The 15,846-nt window shown below is 58.6% G+C and carries 16 protein-coding genes; 11 read left to right on the plus strand and 5 right to left on the minus strand.

What is annotated here, in order from left to right; genetic code table 11:
* Positions 1-19: 19 nt before the first annotated feature.
* Positions 20-1,312 (minus strand): serine--tRNA ligase, encoded by a 1,293-nt coding sequence (gene serS, locus TG4357_RS00400; protein WP_058260897.1) that lies wholly within the window; start codon positions 1,310-1,312, stop codon positions 20-22.
* A 403-nt stretch (positions 1,313-1,715) separates the two neighbouring features.
* Between serS and yajC the strand changes: the two genes are divergently transcribed.
* The 10 genes from yajC (at position 1,716) to TG4357_RS00450 (ending at position 8,717) form a co-directional block, all read left to right on the plus strand.
* Entirely contained in the window at positions 1,716-2,000 is a 285-nt protein-coding gene (gene yajC / locus TG4357_RS00405; RefSeq protein WP_058260898.1) for a preprotein translocase subunit YajC, read from the plus strand.
* A 42-nt stretch (positions 2,001-2,042) separates the two neighbouring features.
* On the plus strand, positions 2,043-3,707 hold the full coding sequence (gene secD / locus TG4357_RS00410) for a protein translocase subunit SecD (RefSeq protein ID WP_058260899.1): 1,665 nt from the start codon (positions 2,043-2,045) through the stop codon (positions 3,705-3,707).
* Position 3,708: 1 nt separating this feature from the next.
* Positions 3,709-4,677: a protein translocase subunit SecF gene (gene secF, locus TG4357_RS00415; RefSeq protein ID WP_058260900.1), complete on the plus strand. Its 969-nt coding sequence runs from the start codon at positions 3,709-3,711 to the stop codon at positions 4,675-4,677.
* Positions 4,670-5,422, plus strand: a complete 753-nt coding sequence (locus TG4357_RS00420) for a sulfite exporter TauE/SafE family protein (RefSeq protein WP_058260901.1) — start codon at positions 4,670-4,672, stop codon at positions 5,420-5,422. The genes secF and TG4357_RS00420 overlap by 8 nt, the downstream gene beginning before the upstream one ends.
* 10 nt (positions 5,423-5,432) lie before the next feature.
* Entirely contained in the window at positions 5,433-5,786 is a 354-nt protein-coding gene (locus tag TG4357_RS00425) for an Mth938-like domain-containing protein (protein ID WP_058260902.1), read from the plus strand.
* Between the two features lie 195 nt (positions 5,787-5,981).
* Complete coding sequence (ccmA, locus tag TG4357_RS00430) at positions 5,982-6,599, plus strand: heme ABC exporter ATP-binding protein CcmA (RefSeq protein WP_058260903.1); 618 nt, start codon at positions 5,982-5,984, stop codon at positions 6,597-6,599.
* Positions 6,596-7,252, plus strand: coding sequence for a heme exporter protein CcmB (gene ccmB, locus TG4357_RS00435; RefSeq protein ID WP_058260904.1), 657 nt, complete (start codon positions 6,596-6,598; stop codon positions 7,250-7,252). Before ccmA ends, ccmB begins: the two co-directional genes overlap by 4 nt.
* Before the next feature lie 46 nt (positions 7,253-7,298).
* Positions 7,299-8,030: a heme ABC transporter permease gene (locus TG4357_RS00440; RefSeq protein ID WP_425329304.1), complete on the plus strand. Its 732-nt coding sequence runs from the start codon at positions 7,299-7,301 to the stop codon at positions 8,028-8,030.
* Positions 8,030-8,185 (plus strand): heme exporter protein CcmD, encoded by a 156-nt coding sequence (ccmD, locus tag TG4357_RS00445; RefSeq protein WP_306345469.1) that lies wholly within the window; start codon positions 8,030-8,032, stop codon positions 8,183-8,185. Before TG4357_RS00440 ends, ccmD begins: the two co-directional genes overlap by 1 nt.
* Positions 8,178-8,717: a DsbE family thiol:disulfide interchange protein gene (locus tag TG4357_RS00450; RefSeq protein WP_139193695.1), complete on the plus strand. Its 540-nt coding sequence runs from the start codon at positions 8,178-8,180 to the stop codon at positions 8,715-8,717. Before ccmD ends, TG4357_RS00450 begins: the two co-directional genes overlap by 8 nt.
* A gap of 72 nt (positions 8,718-8,789) precedes the next feature.
* On the opposite strand, the gene TG4357_RS00455 is transcribed toward TG4357_RS00450, so the two are convergent.
* Both TG4357_RS00455 and acnA read right to left on the minus strand, forming a co-directional pair.
* On the minus strand, positions 8,790-10,235 hold the full coding sequence (locus TG4357_RS00455) for a TrkH family potassium uptake protein (RefSeq protein WP_058260907.1): 1,446 nt from the start codon (positions 10,233-10,235) through the stop codon (positions 8,790-8,792).
* 224 nt (positions 10,236-10,459) lie between these two features.
* Positions 10,460-13,144, minus strand: a complete 2,685-nt coding sequence (gene acnA, locus TG4357_RS00460; protein WP_058260908.1) for an aconitate hydratase AcnA — start codon at positions 13,142-13,144, stop codon at positions 10,460-10,462.
* 204 nt (positions 13,145-13,348) lie between these two features.
* On the opposite strand from acnA, the gene TG4357_RS00465 reads away from it, so the two are divergent.
* Positions 13,349-14,065, plus strand: coding sequence for a DUF1223 domain-containing protein (locus TG4357_RS00465; protein ID WP_233487403.1), 717 nt, complete (start codon positions 13,349-13,351; stop codon positions 14,063-14,065).
* Between the two features lie 5 nt (positions 14,066-14,070).
* Here the strand turns inward: TG4357_RS00465 and TG4357_RS00470 are convergent, their stop codons facing one another.
* Together TG4357_RS00470 and TG4357_RS00475 are read right to left on the minus strand one after the other, a co-directional pair.
* On the minus strand, positions 14,071-14,958 hold the full coding sequence (locus TG4357_RS00470) for a lysophospholipid acyltransferase family protein (protein WP_058260909.1): 888 nt from the start codon (positions 14,956-14,958) through the stop codon (positions 14,071-14,073).
* Positions 14,959-14,966: 8 nt separating this feature from the next.
* Positions 14,967-15,824: a DMT family transporter gene (locus TG4357_RS00475; protein ID WP_058260910.1), complete on the minus strand. Its 858-nt coding sequence runs from the start codon at positions 15,822-15,824 to the stop codon at positions 14,967-14,969.
* Positions 15,825-15,846 lie beyond the last annotated feature (22 nt).

A 15,846-nucleotide genomic window follows, 5' to 3' on the forward strand; every position in this document is an offset into this window, starting at 1 on the left:
AGCGCGGCCGCGCTGACCTTCAGATCAAGATGCCATCTGCATCCAGGATGGTCTTGCCGCCAAGATAGGGATGCAAAGCCTGCGGCAGGGCGACCGACCCGTCTTCCTGCTGACCATTTTCCAGCACCGCGATCAACGCTCGGCCCACCGCAAGCCCCGATCCGTTCAGCGTGTGCAGGAATTCCGGCTTGCCGCCGGCTTCGGGCTTGAACCGGGCATTCATCCGGCGCGCCTGAAAATCGCCACAGACCGAAACCGAACTGATTTCACGGTACATGTTCTGCCCCGGCAGCCAAACCTCGATATCGTGGGTTTTTTGGGCGCCGAACCCCATATCGCCGGTGCACAGCACCACGGTGCGATACGGCAGCCCCAGCTTTTCCAGGATGCCTTCGGCGCACCGCGTCATGCGGTCGTGTTCATCCAGCGATTTATCCGGATGGGTGATCGATACCATTTCGACCTTTTCGAACTGGTGCTGGCGCAGCATCCCGGCCGTATCGCGGCCAGCGCTGCCTGCTTCGGAGCGGAAACACTGGGTATGCGCCACGTAGCGGCGTGGCAGATAGCTTTCCTCGACCGTCTCGCCATTGACGATATTGGTCAGTGGCACCTCGGCGGTGGGCACCAGCCACCAACCATTGGTGGTCTGATAGCTGTCTTCGCCGAATTTCGGCAATTGCCCGGTGCCCTGCATCATTTCTTCGCGCACCAGAACCGGGGTCCAGGTTTCGGTGAGGCCGTTTTCATCGACATGGGTGTTCAGCATGAACTGGGCCAGCGCCCGGTGAATACGCGCCACAGCCCCCGACAAGACCACGAAACGCGATCCAGACAGTTTGGCCGCAGTTTCGAAATCCATTCCGGGTTTGACGCCTGCCAGATCGAAATGTTCTTTCGGTTGGAAGGTGAATTCGCGCGGCGTGCCCCAGTTTCGGATTTCGACATTGTCATTTTCATCCGCGCCCTCGGGCACATCTGCCAAAGGCGCATTGGGAAGAGTCATCAACAGGTCGTTGAGTTGCTGATCAAGTTCCTTTGCTTCGGCCTGCATCGCGGCGACTTGCGCTTTCTTGTCGCCGACCAGCGCGCGCAGACGTTCGAATTCGGCCTCATCTCCGCTTGCTTTGGCGGCACCGACGTCCTTGGCGGCTTTCTTTTGATCGGATTGCGCGGTTTCAGCGGCTTGGATCTTGGCCCGGCGCGCTTCGTCAAGTGCTAGGATTTCCGATGACATCGGCGCGCCGTTGCGGCGGGCCAGGGCGGCGTCGAAAGCGCCCGGATTTTCGCGGATGGCGCGGATGTCATGCATGGTTTTGGTCCTTACATATAGGAATCGGGTTTGCGAAGCGGTTATTGCTCATTTTCAGGCGGTTGGAAACCGATCTCCTGTTGCCGGATGCGGCAGGCGGGCTTGTCGTGATCGAAAGGCAGGGTGTCATCGCAATTAAACGGGGCCGGGGGGAGGTCCGGCCCCGGAGTTCGCATGGCTGCCCCGGAGGAAGGGTGCGAACTCTGACCTTATCGCTGGGACATGATGTTAAGTGGCAATTCACTCTGAAAAAATGGGGGGATTCCAGACCTGACAACCGCAATTGCGGGTTTCCCTCGAATCCAGCAGCCCGAGGCGTCTTGCAAAACCGCCCCCCGGCTCATAGGTTCCGATCAAATCCGCAGGGCAATTCCTGCGTTGCACAGACTTAAGGACACTAAAGATGGAAGCCTTCGGCCAGTTCGTACCCCTCTTGTTGATCTTCGTGATCATGTATTTCCTGCTGATCCGCCCGCAGCAAAAGAAAATGAAAGACCATCAGTCGATGGTCGGCGCGCTGCGCCGGGGCGATCAGATCGTCACCCAGGGCGGCTTGATCGGCAAGGTTTCCAAGGTCAAGGACGACAACGAGGTCGAAGTTGAACTGGCCGAAGGCATCAAGGTGCGTGTGGTCAAATCGACCATTGCCCAGGTCGTCAGCAAGACCGAGCCGGCCGCCGAATCCTGATTTTCCCGGCCTTTCGGGGCCAGATGAGCGAAAGCTGCACTTATGCTACAGATTGATCTGTGGAAGCGAGTGGTAATCTGGGGGCTTTGCACCCTCGGGTTGCTCTTGGCGCTTCCCAATGCCTTTTACACGCGGGTGGAAACAAGCAACGATGCTGTCGCGGCAATGGAAACCGGCGCTACGGGGGCAGGATTGGAACAACAGGCCGCGCTGTGGCCGTCTTTCCTGCCTTCGGGGCTTGTCAATCTGGGGCTAGATCTGCGTGGCGGCGCACATCTGTTGGCCGAAGTTCAGGTCGAGGATGTCTACGAAGCCCGGTTGCAGGGGATGTGGCCCGAGGTGCGCGATCTGTTGCGCGAAGAACGCGATGAAATCGGCACCATTCGGCTGCAAAAAACCCAAGGTGCGATGCTGCGGGTGCGGCTGAACCAGAAACCGGAAATGGCTGACCGGGCCGCTGAACTGGTGCGCGGTCTGGCCCGCCCAGTGGTCAGCCTGACCGGGGCAGGGGCCAGCGATATCGAAGTCACGGTAGACGGGGCCGATATCGTGGTGACGCTGAGCGAGGCAGAGCGGCTTGCGACTGACGAACGTACCGTCAAACAATCGCTGGAAATCATCCGCCGCCGGATCGACGAAGTCGGCACCCGCGAACCCACCATTCAGCGTCAGGGCGCCGACCGGATCTTGATCCAGGTGCCCGGTGTCGGATCGGCCAGCGAATTGAAGGATATCATTGGCACCACCGCACAGCTGACCTTTCAGCCGGTGGTCACGCGCACCAATAATGCCGACATGCCTGCCGGGGCTGGCAATGAATTGCTACCGTCGCTGGATGATGAAGGTGTTTATTATGTGCTGGAACAGGTTCCCGTCGTGACTGGCGAAGAACTTGTCGATGCACAGCCGTCGTTCGATCAGAACGGCGGACCGGCCGTGTCGTTTCGCTTCAACACGTCGGGGGCCCGGAAATTCGGCGATTACACCGCCGAAAATATCGGCAATCCATTTGCCATCGTGTTGGATGACGAAGTCATCAGCGCACCGGTCATTCAAGCCCATATCGGCGGTGGATCGGGCATCATCACCGGCAGTTTTTCGGTCGAAGAAAGCACCAATCTTGCCGTTCTGTTGCGTGCGGGCGCCTTGCCTGCAGGGTTGAGTTTTCTGGAAGAGCGCACCATCGGCCCGGAACTGGGCGCTGACAGTATCGCGGCGGGCAAGATCGCCTGCATCGTTGCCTTCACCGGTGTTCTGGTCTTCATGATGCTGAGTTATGGGTTGTTCGGCGTGTTTGCCAATATCGCGCTTGTGGTCAATGTCTGTCTGATCTTCGGCGCGCTGTCGATGATCGGAGGCACCCTGACCCTGCCGGGGATTGCCGGGATCGTTTTGACCATCGGCATGGCTGTAGATGCCAATGTGTTGGTCTTTGAACGTATCCGCGAGGAAATCCGAACCGCCAAGGGACCGGCGCGTGCGATCGAACTGGGCTATGACCGGGCGCTGTCGGCAATCATCGACGCCAACATCACCACCTTCATCATCTCGGTGATCCTGTTCACGCTGGGCTCAGGCCCGGTTCGGGGCTTCGCCATCACGCTGGGGCTGGGTATCCTGACCTCGGTCTTCACCGCGATTTTCGTGACGCGGTTGTTGATCGTGATGTGGTTCGAACGCCGCCGTCCCAAAACGATTGAGGTTTGATATGCGCCTGAGATTTTTTCGTGAAGTACCGACATTCGATTTTTTCCGCTTCCAATGGGCGACGCTTGGATTTTCCGGTGTCTTGGTGGTGCTATCCTTGGTCGCTTGGGCGATGATCGGGTTGAACTTCGGGATCGATTTCCGTGGTGGCACCACGATCCGAACCCAATCCGAAAGCGCCGTGGACGTGGGAACCTATCGTCAGGCGATGACATCTCTGGAACTGGGCGATGTAACGATCACCGAAGTGTTCGATCCTACCTTTGCCGAAAACCAGCATGTGGCGATGATCCGCATTCAGGCCCAGGATGGGCAGGAAAGCGTCAGTCAGGAAACCGTGGACCGGATTGAAACGGCGCTTCGGACAGTGGATGACACCATCACCTTCCCGTTGGTCGAATCAGTTGGGCCGAAAGTATCGGGGGAATTGATCTGGACCGCCGTTCTGGCGGTTGGGGCGTCGCTGGCGGCGATCCTGTTTTATGTCTGGCTCAGGTTCGAATGGCAGTTTTCCGTCGGTGCGGTGGCGGCCTTGGCGCATGACGTGATCGTGACCATCGGGATATTTTCGGTGCTGCAAATCCGCTTCGATCTGGCCACGATCGCGGCGCTGCTGACGATCATCGGTTATTCGATCAACGACACGGTGGTGATTTTCGATCGGTTGCGCGAGAACCTGATCAAATTCAAGACCACGCCGTTGCGCGATCTGATGAACCTGACAGCCAATGAAACCCTCAGCCGAACCTTGATGACGAGCGGCACCACGCTTCTGGCGTTGATCGCGATGCTGATCCTTGGGGGGGACGTGATCCGCGGGTTTATTTTCGCCATCACCTGGGGCGTGATCGTGGGCACCTATTCGTCGATCTATGTGGCTAAAAACATCGTGTTGTTACTGGGTGTCAAACGCGATTGGACCAAGCCGGACAACAATCAGGGCAATCAGTTCGCAAACGTCGATGCCTGATGGTCTAGATCAGCTATTGGCCTATGAAGGGCTGGGCTGGCTGATCGGGGCGGTTTTCATCGCTGGGGCTGTGCGGGGCTTTTCGGGGTTTGGCACGGCCCTTGTCTATTTACCCGTCGCGGCCATGTTCATGCCGCCGGTCTGGGCGCTGATCACTCTGGTGGTGATGGATGTGTTCGGCCCCATTCCGAACCTGCCGCGGGCACGGCGTGACGGACGGGTGGCCGATGTCGGGCGGATGTGGCTGGGGACCATTCTGGCGCTGCCCTTAGGGTTGATGGTGCTTTACACGGCCGATCCCAGCTTTTTTCGATATGCGGTCTGTGGCATTGCATTGCTGGTGCCGTTGCTGTTGGCCTCGGGGGTGCGGATGCGGGGTCAGATCACCCCGGCGCTGCAAATTGGCACCGGTGGCGTGGCGGGATTTCTAGGCGGGGTGGCCGGGTTGCCGGGACCGCCGGTGATCCTGATGCATATGGCGTCGACCGAACCGGCACAACTGATCCGTGCCAACATCATGATGTATCTGTTTGCCTTTGATGTCACCCTGCTGGGTCTGTTGGCCATACAAGGTAAACTGGAACTACTGCCGATCCTGATCGGTCTGGTGCTGGCGGTGCCGAATCTTCTGGGCAATCTGGCCGGGGCCGCTATGTTCCGGCCCGAAAGACAGCGGCTGTACCGCTTGGTCGGTTATGGTATCACCATGGCCGCGGCGCTGAGCGGGCTGCCGATCTGGGCGTGAGGAGGGCACTATGCAACTGACCGAGATAACATTCAACGACGCCGTGCCGGTGGATGGTTATGGTCCGGGATTTTTCCGCGTCGCAGATCAGGTCCTGCACGGGGCGGTGATCGTGACGGCGGACCGGGCCACGGTCTGGGCCGGGCTGGAGGATGGCGCGGCCTTGCTGGGACTGGCCGATGAGGTTGATGTGCTTTTTATCGGCATGGGGGCCGAAATCGCTTTTCTGCCCGCAGACCTGCGCCAGACCTTGGAAGCGGAGGGAATTGGGGTGGAGGTGATGAATTCGCCTTCGGCCTGCCGGACCTACAATGTGTTGGTGTCCGAAGGCCGCCGTGTGGCGTTGGCGGCGCTGCCGGTGTGAGGCGGTGTCTGATCTGAGTTTTCGCCTGCGGCGGGCGGGGCGAAGGGGCGCTGCCCCTCTTGGCGTGCCGCCAATTCACCCCGGAGTATGTTTACCAAGAAGAAACAAAATGAGCGGGAAATTTGATCGAGCGCTGGGGAGCCGCTTTTATGCTTCATGCTTTTGTCGGGCGCATCAATGAGATAGGAGAGATGCATGGAATTGAATGTCTCTGATCTCAGCGTTTCACGGGGCGGCATTGCGGTGCTGGAAGGTCTGTCGTTTTCGATCTTGGAGGGCGAAGCTCTGGTGCTGCGTGGACCCAATGGCAGCGGCAAGACCACGCTGTTGCGCACGATTGCCGGATTGCAGCCGCCGCTCAGGGGAACAATCGGGTTGGAACGCGAAGCGATGGCCTATGCCGGGCATTCCGACGGGATCAAATCGGTGCTGACGGTTCGGGAGAACCTGCAATTCTGGGCCGATGTGTTTGAAACCGGGGCTATTGATCCTGCTTTGCAGGCTTTTGATCTGTCCGCTTTGGAAAACCGGCCCGCGGGTGGTTTATCAGCGGGGCAGAAACGGCGGTTGGGATTGGCGCGGATGGTGGTGTCCGGCCGTCCGGTCTGGGTCTTGGATGAACCGACGGTGTCGCTCGACCTTGCGTCGGTGGCGATGTTCGCCGAAGCGGTGCGGGCGCATCTGGCGGCGGGGGGGCTGGCGCTGCTGGCGACCCATATCGATCTGGGCCTGTCGGAGGCCCGGATGCTGGACGTCACCCCATTCAAGGCGATTCCGCCCGAGATCGACGATTTTGATGGAGATTTCCTGTGATTGCGTTGCTGATCCGAGATTTGCGGCTGGCGGTGCGCGCCGGGGGCGGTTTTGGTCTGGGATTGTCGTTTTTCCTGATCGTTGTTGTGCTTGTACCTTTTGGTGTCGGGCCTGAAAGCGGGCTGTTGTCGACCATCGCTCCGGGCATCCTGTGGTTGGGGGCATTGTTGGCCTGTTTGCTGTCATTGGATCGGATTTTGGCGCTCGATTGGGAAGATGGGTCGTTGGATTTGCTGGCCACGGCCCCCCTGCCAATGGAGGCGATCGTCAGCATCAAATCGCTGGCTCATTGGATTACGACCGGATTGCCGTTGGTTTTGGCCGCCCCTGTCTTGGGGTTGCTTTTGAACCTGCCAGATGCGGGCTATGGCCCCTTGGTTCTGTCGCTGCTGATCGGCACCCCGGCCTTGTCGGTAATCGGCACTTTCGGAGCGGCGCTGACCGTTGGGTTGAAACGCGGTGGGCTTTTGCTGAGTTTGCTGGTGCTGCCGCTATATGTGCCGACGTTGATTTTCGGCGCGGAAATGGCGCGGCGGTCGATTGAGGGGATGGACGCCACCCCCCCCTTGCTGATGCTGGCCGGGATTACCTGCGGCACCATCGCGCTGTTGCCTTTTGCTTCTGCTGCGGTACTGAGGGTCAACTTACGTTGACGGGGACGTGACTTGCGCCTTGCGCCAAAAGAGATAGGAAATGCACATGGGCTCGATCTGGGAATATGCCAATCCGAAGAAGTTCATTGCCACTACGGACAAGGTTTTGCCGTGGGTGTCGCTGCTGGCGTTGGTTGCGCTGGTCGGCGGGTTGGTTTGGGGCTTCTTTTTCACGCCGGATGATTACAAACAGGGATCGACGGTCAAGATTATCTATCTGCACGTGCCAAGCGCATTGATGGCGATCAATGTCTGGATCATGATGTTGGTGGCTTCGCTGATCTGGATCGTGCGGCGGCATCATGTGTCGGCGCTGGCGGCAAAGGCTGCGGCTCCGATCGGGGCAACGATGACGCTGATCGCTCTGATCACCGGGGCAATCTGGGGTCAGCCGATGTGGGGCACCTGGTGGGAATGGGACCCTCGGTTGACCTCTTTTTTGATCCTGTTCCTGTTTTATCTGGGTTACATGGCGCTGTGGTCAGCGATCGAAAATGACGACACCGCGGCCGATCTGACTTCGATCCTGTGCTTGGTAGGGTCGGTTTTCGCGCTGCTCAGCCGCTATGCGGTGAATTTCTGGAACCAGGGCCTGCATCAGGGGGCGTCATTGTCGATGGATAAAGAAGAAAACGTTGCCGACGTATTCTATTATCCGCTTCTTCTGAGCATTGCCGGGTTCATCTTGCTGTTTATTGCGCTGGTTTTCCTGCGCACCCAGACTGAAATTCGTGCCCGAAGGATGCGGGCGCTCCTGGCCCGCGAAAGGATGAGCTGATGCCGGATCTTGGAAAATATGCCCAGGCGGTTCTGGCGTCTTACGCGGTGTCGATCGCATTGATCGTTGCGATGATCGTGGTCAGTATCCTGCGCGCCCGCAAGATGAAAGTGCAGTTGAAAGAGGTTGAAGGACGGATCAAATCCAATGGCTAAGATCAACCCAATGATGATTGCGCCGCCGGTAATCTTTGCCGCGCTTGCGGCCATGTTCTGGATCGGCATGGGGCGCGACAACCCCAATGAATTACCCACCGCCCTGGCCGGCAAAGAAGCCCCTGAGGTACGGATCACACCGCTGGGCGATCTGCCGGGATTCGACGATGCCAGTTTGCGCGACGGCAAGGTGAAGCTGGTCAATTTCTGGGCGTCGTGGTGCGCCCCGTGCCGGGTGGAACATCCCAATCTGGAAAAGCTAAAGGAACAGGGGATCACCATCTACGGGGTGAATTATAAGGACAAGCCGGGCAATGCGCTTGGTTTTCTGGCCGAGCTGGGCAATCCCTATGCCGCAATCGGGGCCGATAACGAGGGGCGAATGGGGTTGAACTGGGGCGTCTATGGCGTGCCGGAAACCTATGTCATCGATGGTGCAGGCCGTATCATCATGCGCCATGCCGGACCGATCACGCAGCGCGCAATTGACGGGGCATTGGGCGCGGCGATTGCAAAGGGCACCGGCGAATAGAGGCTGTGTCGGGGATTTCCGGCGCGCTGCCGGACGGTTGGCTTGATCGGTGACGCCAGCGTTCGATGGGGTTTACAAGCGCCAGAATGCCGGGGTGAACAAAACAAAGACGGTTAGAATTTCGAGCCGCCCGACCAACATGCCAAAGATCATCAGCCATTTCGCCATTGTCGGGAACGACGTCAATGCGCCTGAACTGCTGACTTCGGGACCAAAGGCTGGGCCGACATTGGCGATCGACGTCCATGCGGCAGTGATCGACGTCGAGATATGCAGACCGGTCAGATCGAGCCCGACCGTAATCAGCCCCATAGTCAGAAAAAACAGGGCGAAAAAGGCGATCACGGAATCGAACACGTCCGCTTCGATCGGTTTGGTGCCCAACTTCGGAGTTACCACCGCATGCGGGGCCTGAATCCGGCGGATTTGGGCCTTGATCGCCTCGATGACCACCAGCCAGCGGAATATCTTGACAGAACAGCCGGTTGAGGCTGTGCAACCACCGATCAGTCCGACTGCAAGGATCACCGTGATCGGAAACGATCCCCAGGACACGACGTTGGCGCTGGAATAGCCGGTGCCGGAAAACAGCGTGACCATGTTGAAGGTGGTTTCTCGCAGCACAATCCAAAACCCGGTGTGTTCATGTAGCAACCGCCAGATTACGACGGCGGCGATGGAATAGCCGGTCCAGCGCAGATAGGTGCGCACCTGCACATCTTGAAACAGCGGCTTGGCGTCGCCTTGTGACAGTTGAACAAAGCGGATGAATGGCATCGAGGCCAGCAGCATAAAAACCGAAGACACATATTCCAGCGGTCCAGAAAACGCCGCGAATGAAGCGTCGGAATTGGCGAAACCGCCGGTTGATAGGGTCGACATCGACACCACGGTCGCATCCAGTGTGGACATGCCCAGAATCCGGTAACAGAGCCAGCACAGAAGCGTCAGCAGGATATAGGTGCTTAGCAATGCGCGTGCGATGTCGGGGGCGCGGGGCAGGATCTTGCCCAATGTATCGAAACCTTCTGAGCGGAAAAACTGCATGCCGCCCAACCCTAGGACCGGAAGAAAAATCATCGCTACCACCACAATGCCAAGACCGCCCAGCCATTGCAGGATACCACGCCATAACAGCGCACCCTGTGGCAGGGTTTCGATTTGTTCGAACACGGTCGACCCGGTTGTTGTCATGCCCGAGACGGCTTCGAAATAGGCGTCGGTCAAGCCGACGTCGGGCGCGCCGATCATGAAGGGCAGGGCACCGACCAGCGGCAGATAGCTCCAGGTGCAGGTGGTGAGAAGGAAGGCTTCGCGAATCCCAAGATCACGAGATTTTCGGTTATCGGTCGCCAACACGATAAGAACCCCGAACAGCAGGGCCAATAGAGCAGAAACGCCAAACACGATGCCGCTTTGCTGCCCCTGTATCAGGTCCACGGCCAGACAGGGCAGCATCGCTATCCCCATCGCGATGGTCAGATAGCCGTTGATCCGGAAAACGTCGCTGTAATGCATTCCCAAAGCCCGTTTGCGTCGGCAGAGTTAACGCCTGCACGGGGGGGAGGTCCAGTGCTAACCTGCAGGATTGCACTCTCGCCCTCGGTTCTGAAGTCCCTATTTTGTAGCCGATTCCGAAACGGACGGTCAGAGCCATTTTCAAGTGGAGCAAGCGGATGTCGGCCAAAAAGAAAGAGGCACCCGCAGGCGCCTCTTGATGTTTTTTCCGGTTGGTCAGGCGATCAGGACTTGGCCAAGTTCCGCAGCACGTAATGCAGAACGCCGCCGTGTTCGACGTATTCGATCTCGATCGCGGTATCGATCCGGCACTTGATCAGGATCGCTTTGGTGCTGCCGTCGCCATAGGTGATGGTGCAGGGCACGTCTTGCAGCGGCTGGATGGTATCCAACCCCGAAATCGCCACCGTCTCGTCGCCGGTCAGTTTCAGCGTTTTGCGGGTGTCGCCGCCGGTGAACTCGAACGGGATCACACCCATACCCACCAGGTTGGAGCGGTGGATACGCTCAAAGCTTTCGGCGATCACGGCCTTGACGCCCAGCAGCGCAGTACCTTTGGCCGCCCAGTCGCGCGAAGAGCCCGCGCCATACTGTTCGCCGCCGAACACCACCAGAGGGGTGCCTGCCGCCTGATAGGCCATCGCCGCGTCAAAGATCGAGGTCTGTTCGCCATCGGGGCCTTTGGTATAGCCGCCCTCGACGTCGTCCAGAATCTCGTTCTTGATGCGGATATTGGCAAAGGTGCCGCGCATCATGATCTCGTGGTTGCCCCGGCGCGAGCCATAGGAGTTGAATTCGCGCGGGTCCACCTGACGCTCCAGCAGATACTTGCCTGCGGGCGAGGTGGTGGCAAACGAGCCTGCGGGCGAGATGTGGTCGGTCGTGACCATGTCGCCAAGGATCAACAGCGGTTTGGCGCCCTCGATATTGCTGATGGTGCCCGGCTCTGAACTCATCCCTTGGAAATAGGGCGGGTTCTGAACATAGGTCGAGGCCGGCGGCCAGTCATAGGTTTCGCTGTCGGTGGTTTCGACCGCTTGCCATTTCTCGTCGCCTTTGAACACGTCCGCGTATTTCGACAGGAACGCCTCGCGGGTCACGGTGCTGTGCACCAGATCCGAGATTTCCTTGTTGGTCGGCCAGATGTCTTTCAAATAGACATCCTTGCCGTCCGGGGTCTGGGCAATCGGGTCGGTGGCCAGATTGATGTCCATCGTCCCGGCCAGCGCATAGGCCACCACCAGCGGCGGCGAGGCCAGATAGTTGGCGCGCACATCGGGCGAAATCCGGCCTTCGAAGTTGCGGTTGCCCGACAAAACGGCGGTGGCGACCAGATCACCCTCGGCGATGGCGTCGGAGATTTCCGGTTGCAGCGGGCCAGAGTTGCCGATGCAGGTGGTGCAGCCATAGCCGACCAGATTGAAGCCGACCTTGTCCAGATCTTCCTGAAGGTTGGCGGCCTCGAGATAGGCGGAGACGACCTGAGAGCCCGGCGCCAGCGAGGTTTTGACCCAAGGCTTGCGGTTCAGACCCAAGGCTGCGGCTTTGCGTGCCACCAGACCGGCCCCGATCATCACATAGGGGTTCGAGGTGTTGGTGCACGACGTGATCGACGCGATTACGACCTTGCCCGAATCCAATGTGTAATCTTCGCCTTTGACGGCCACTTCCTTGCCCATCGGGCGCTTGAAGGTGTCGGCCATTTCCTTGGCGAATGCGGCTTTGGCATCGGTCAGCGCGACATAGTCCTGCGGCCGCTTCGGCCCCGAGATGGCAGGCACGATGGTGCCCATGTCCAGGCTCAGCGTGTCGGTATAGACCGGCGCGTAATCGGCACCCCGCCAGAACCCGTTTTCCTTGGCATAGGCTTCGACCAGCGCGACGCGGTCTTTGTCGCGGCCGGTATTGCTCAGATAGCGCAGGGTTTCTTCGTCGATCGGGAAGAACCCGCAGGTGGCACCATATTCCGGGGCCATGTTGGCGATCGTGGCGCGATCCGCCAGCGGCAGGTGATCCAGACCGGTGCCGTAGAATTCCACGAACTTGCCGACCACGCCTTTTTCGCGCAGCATCTCGACCACTTTCAGCACCAAATCGGTGCCTGTGGTGCCTTCGACCATTTCACCGGTCAGCTCAAACCCGATAACCTCGGGGATCAGCATAGAGATCGGCTGGCCCAGCATCGCCGCTTCGGCTTCGATACCGCCCACGCCCCAGCCCAGTACGGCGACGCCGTTGACCATGGTGGTGTGGCTATCAGTGCCCACCAGCGTGTCGGGATAGGCCACTTGCTCGCCGTTCTGGTCGGTATCGGTCCAGACGGTCTGGGCCAGATACTCCAGATTCACCTGGTGGCAGATGCCGGTTCCCGGCGGCACAACGCGGAAGTTGTTAAATGCGCCTTGGCCCCATTTCAGGAACTGGTAGCGTTCCATGTTCCGCTCATATTCGCGGTCCACGTTCATCTGGAAGGCGCGCGGGTTGCCGAACTCGTCGATCATGACCGAATGGTCAATCACCAGATCAACCGGGTTCAGCGGGTTGATCTTCTGCGCGTCGCCGCCCAGCGCCTTGATGCCGTCACGCATCGCGGCCAGGTCGACCACGGCGGGCACGCCGGTGAAATCCTGCATCAGCACGCGGGCCGGACGATAGGCGATTTCGCGCGGGTTCTTGCCGCCCTTTTTCGCCCAGTCGGCAAAGGCCCTGATGTCGTCAACCGAGACGGTCTTGCCGTCTTCGAATCGCAACATGTTTTCCAACACCACTTTCAGCGCGGCGGGCAGCTTGGAGAAATCACCAAGCCCGGCTGCTTCGGCGGCAGGAATCGAGTAATAGGAAACGGACTTACCGCCCACAGACAAAGTCTTGCGGGTCTTGGCGGTATCTTGTCCAACGACGATGGGCATGAGGTGGCCTCCCTCTGAGTAGGTAAAAAAGGGGTGTTGCTGGTGCTGCTTCTGCCTGATCGCGAGGCGGCAATCAAGGGGGGATGCAAGATTTGTATACCAATGTACACAAAATTTCACATTCCGGCTGAGTTCACCAGCGGCTGACAAAACCTTGATTGGTTATTTCATTCGGAAATGCCTAGAACAGGAACAGACAGAAGAATGGAGAAAATCCCGAACATGCGCCGTTTCGTCACTTGGCTTGCTGCTGCCCTGATTGGGTTTTCATCTCCGGTTCTGGCAGAAGATCATCCTGTGGTGGTTGAACTTTTTACCTCACAAGGCTGTTCGTCCTGCCCGGCGGCCGATGCCTACTTGGCGACTTTGGCCGACCGAGAAGATGTGATCGCGCTGGCTTTGCATGTGGATTATTGGGATTATATCGGATGGAAGGACGTTTTCGCGGACCCGCGTTTTACCAAGCGTCAAAAAGCCTATGCAATCGCGGCTCATCGTCATTCCGTCTATACGCCGCAAATGATCGTCAACGGGGTGGAACATGTGGTCGGCAATCACCCGGTGGATGTTGCCGCACTGATCGCCAAGCACGCCAAAACGCGGCACCCTATTTCGCTCGCGTTGAAAGAACAGGCCGGGGTTTTGTCGATTTCAGCCAGTTCCGATCAGGTCATGCCGACGCCGGTCATTGTGCAACTCGTACGCTATGTGCCCGAACGTGAAGTCGCCATTCACGCTGGCGAAAATGCCGGAAAGAAGTTGATATACAGCAATATCGTCACGGAATGGCATCGTTTGGGCGATTGGGACACAAACGGCCCGTTCAACCTGCAAACGCAGGTTCAGGGCGATGAACCGATCGTGGTGATTGTACAAGCACCCGGACCGGGACCGATCATCGCTTCGGCGCGGCTGCGCTGAAATCGTTAACGGTCTTTCTTCCAGCGACGATGCACCCAAAACCATTGTTCGGGATGCTGCCGCGTCATTGCTTCCAGTCGGTCATTGAAAGCCTGGGTCATTTCTTCAGCACTGCTGTGCGGGATCGGGTTTTGAATGGTTGGCTGAAACGTGATTCCGTCGGGGCTGCGCACTCCAAATGCAGGTAAAAGCAGTGCATTGTATTTCAATGCCATTTCCGCCGCTGCCAGAGAGGTGCGGGCCGGATGACCGAAAAACCGCAGCTTGGCTCCATCCTGGACGTGTTGATCAATCAAAAGGGCAATGATATTGCCCCCGCGCAGAAATTTCACCATTGCTGCCAAACCGCGCCGACCACGCGGAAACACCGGCGTCGCGATGCCGCTAAGCGCCTTTTCCCAGTGGCGGTTGAAGTAGATGTTGTCGAGCGGCCGAAACAATGCGCCAACGTCGCCGTATTTCCGTGTCACGGTGGCGCGTACGGAATCATGATTGCCAAAATGGCCAGACACCAGAATGACCGGGCGCCCGGTTCGGCAGGCTTCTTCCAGCGCGGGCACACCGGGTCCGGTCAGATCGGTGCCTGCCACGTGCCGCTTGAAGGTCGCACCGGAATAGATTTCGATCAATGTCCGGCCAAAATTGTCCGGGACCGCGCGGGCCAGCCGGTCAATTTCGGTCTGGGGCAGCTCCGGCCATACCAAGGCGAGGTTTTCGCGCACCCGTTTGTCGTATCCTGCCAGCGGCGCAATGATACGGCTGACCATCCAGCCCATCGCCGGTACGCGCCAGCGATAGGGCAGCATTAACGCCAGAAACAAAGGCGCGCTCATGAGAAGGTTCAAAAGGTACTGACCCGTGCGAGCGGCCAGAGACAACGTATCGTTGGGCATGTTTTGGCTCAGCTCCGCGCTGATGAGGTTTCGCGGTGCCACACATAAATACCCGAAAGCACAATCACAAGCGCACCGATCACGGTCCAGAAATCGGGATATTCGTCAAAAAAGATCATACCCCAAAGCGTGGCGAAAAGCAGCCCGACATAGGCAAACGGCGCCAACATTCCCGCTTCACCGATGGACAGGGCCCGGATCAGAAGAAGTTGTGAAAGCGTGCCGAAGATTGCCAGCATGATCATCAGAAGGGCCGAGGTAAGATCGACCGGTTGCCAGTAAAACGGGATGATGCAGCTGAAGATTATCGCGCCGAACATCGCGGTATAAAGCAGCGAGGTCCACGGGTCTTCGTTCAATCCGACGTAGCGGGTGACGATATTGTAAGCCGAATAACTGAAAGCGGCGGCCAGCGGGAAAAGTGCATAGGGCGAAAACACACCGCTGCCGGGGCGAATGATGATCAAGGCCCCGATCAGGGCGACGGCAATCCCGAAGGCGCGCCGCGGCCCGATTTTTTCACCCAGAAACAGCGCCGCACCAAGCGTGATGATGACCGGGTTCGTATCCATGATCGCGGTCGCTTCGGCCAGACCGATATTGGCGATTCCAAAGAAGAAAAAGCCGGTGCCAAACATCAGGAAGACCGACCGCGCCAATTGCAAAAAGGGATAGCGCGTGCGCGCCACGGCGCCAAGGCGCGGCAACACGATCAGCAGTACCAAGCTGGCCTGGCCGGCATAGCGCGCCCAGACCGCTTGCAACGGACCGACGCGCTGGCTGAGTTCTTTCGCGGTCGCATCCATCGCGGCGAAAAAGAAGATCGCTCCGATCATCAGCAGGATCGCGCGCGCGGTGTTGGACATCATCGTCTCCGAATTTGAGGCA

Origin of the sequence: Thalassovita gelatinovora (assembly GCF_001458355.1) — a bacterium.
Lineage (GTDB): Bacteria > Pseudomonadota > Alphaproteobacteria > Rhodobacterales > Rhodobacteraceae > Thalassobius > Thalassobius gelatinovorus.

Excerpts from the sequence above, each read along its gene's own strand:
- serS (WP_058260897.1), bottom strand. The coding sequence starts at position 1,312 with ATGCATGACATCCGCGCCATCCGCGAAAATCCGGGCGCTTTCGACGCC.
- yajC (WP_058260898.1), top strand. The coding sequence starts at position 1,716 with ATGGAAGCCTTCGGCCAGTTCGTACCCCTCTTGTTGATCTTCGTGATC.
- secD (WP_058260899.1), top strand. The coding sequence starts at position 2,043 with ATGCTACAGATTGATCTGTGGAAGCGAGTGGTAATCTGGGGGCTTTGC.
- secF (WP_058260900.1), top strand. The coding sequence starts at position 3,709 with ATGCGCCTGAGATTTTTTCGTGAAGTACCGACATTCGATTTTTTCCGC.
- TG4357_RS00420 (WP_058260901.1), top strand. The coding sequence starts at position 4,670 with ATGCCTGATGGTCTAGATCAGCTATTGGCCTATGAAGGGCTGGGCTGG.
- TG4357_RS00425 (WP_058260902.1), top strand. The coding sequence starts at position 5,433 with ATGCAACTGACCGAGATAACATTCAACGACGCCGTGCCGGTGGATGGT.
- ccmA (WP_058260903.1), top strand. The coding sequence starts at position 5,982 with ATGGAATTGAATGTCTCTGATCTCAGCGTTTCACGGGGCGGCATTGCG.
- TG4357_RS00440 (WP_425329304.1), top strand. The coding sequence starts at position 7,299 with ATGGGCTCGATCTGGGAATATGCCAATCCGAAGAAGTTCATTGCCACT.
- ccmD (WP_306345469.1), top strand. The coding sequence starts at position 8,030 with ATGCCGGATCTTGGAAAATATGCCCAGGCGGTTCTGGCGTCTTACGCG.
- TG4357_RS00450 (WP_139193695.1), top strand. The coding sequence starts at position 8,178 with ATGGCTAAGATCAACCCAATGATGATTGCGCCGCCGGTAATCTTTGCC.
- TG4357_RS00455 (WP_058260907.1), bottom strand. The coding sequence starts at position 10,235 with ATGCATTACAGCGACGTTTTCCGGATCAACGGCTATCTGACCATCGCG.
- acnA (WP_058260908.1), bottom strand. The coding sequence starts at position 13,144 with ATGCCCATCGTCGTTGGACAAGATACCGCCAAGACCCGCAAGACTTTG.
- TG4357_RS00465 (WP_233487403.1), top strand. The coding sequence starts at position 13,349 with ATGGAGAAAATCCCGAACATGCGCCGTTTCGTCACTTGGCTTGCTGCT.
- TG4357_RS00470 (WP_058260909.1), bottom strand. The coding sequence starts at position 14,958 with ATGCCCAACGATACGTTGTCTCTGGCCGCTCGCACGGGTCAGTACCTT.
- TG4357_RS00475 (WP_058260910.1), bottom strand. The coding sequence starts at position 15,824 with ATGTCCAACACCGCGCGCGCGATCCTGCTGATGATCGGAGCGATCTTC.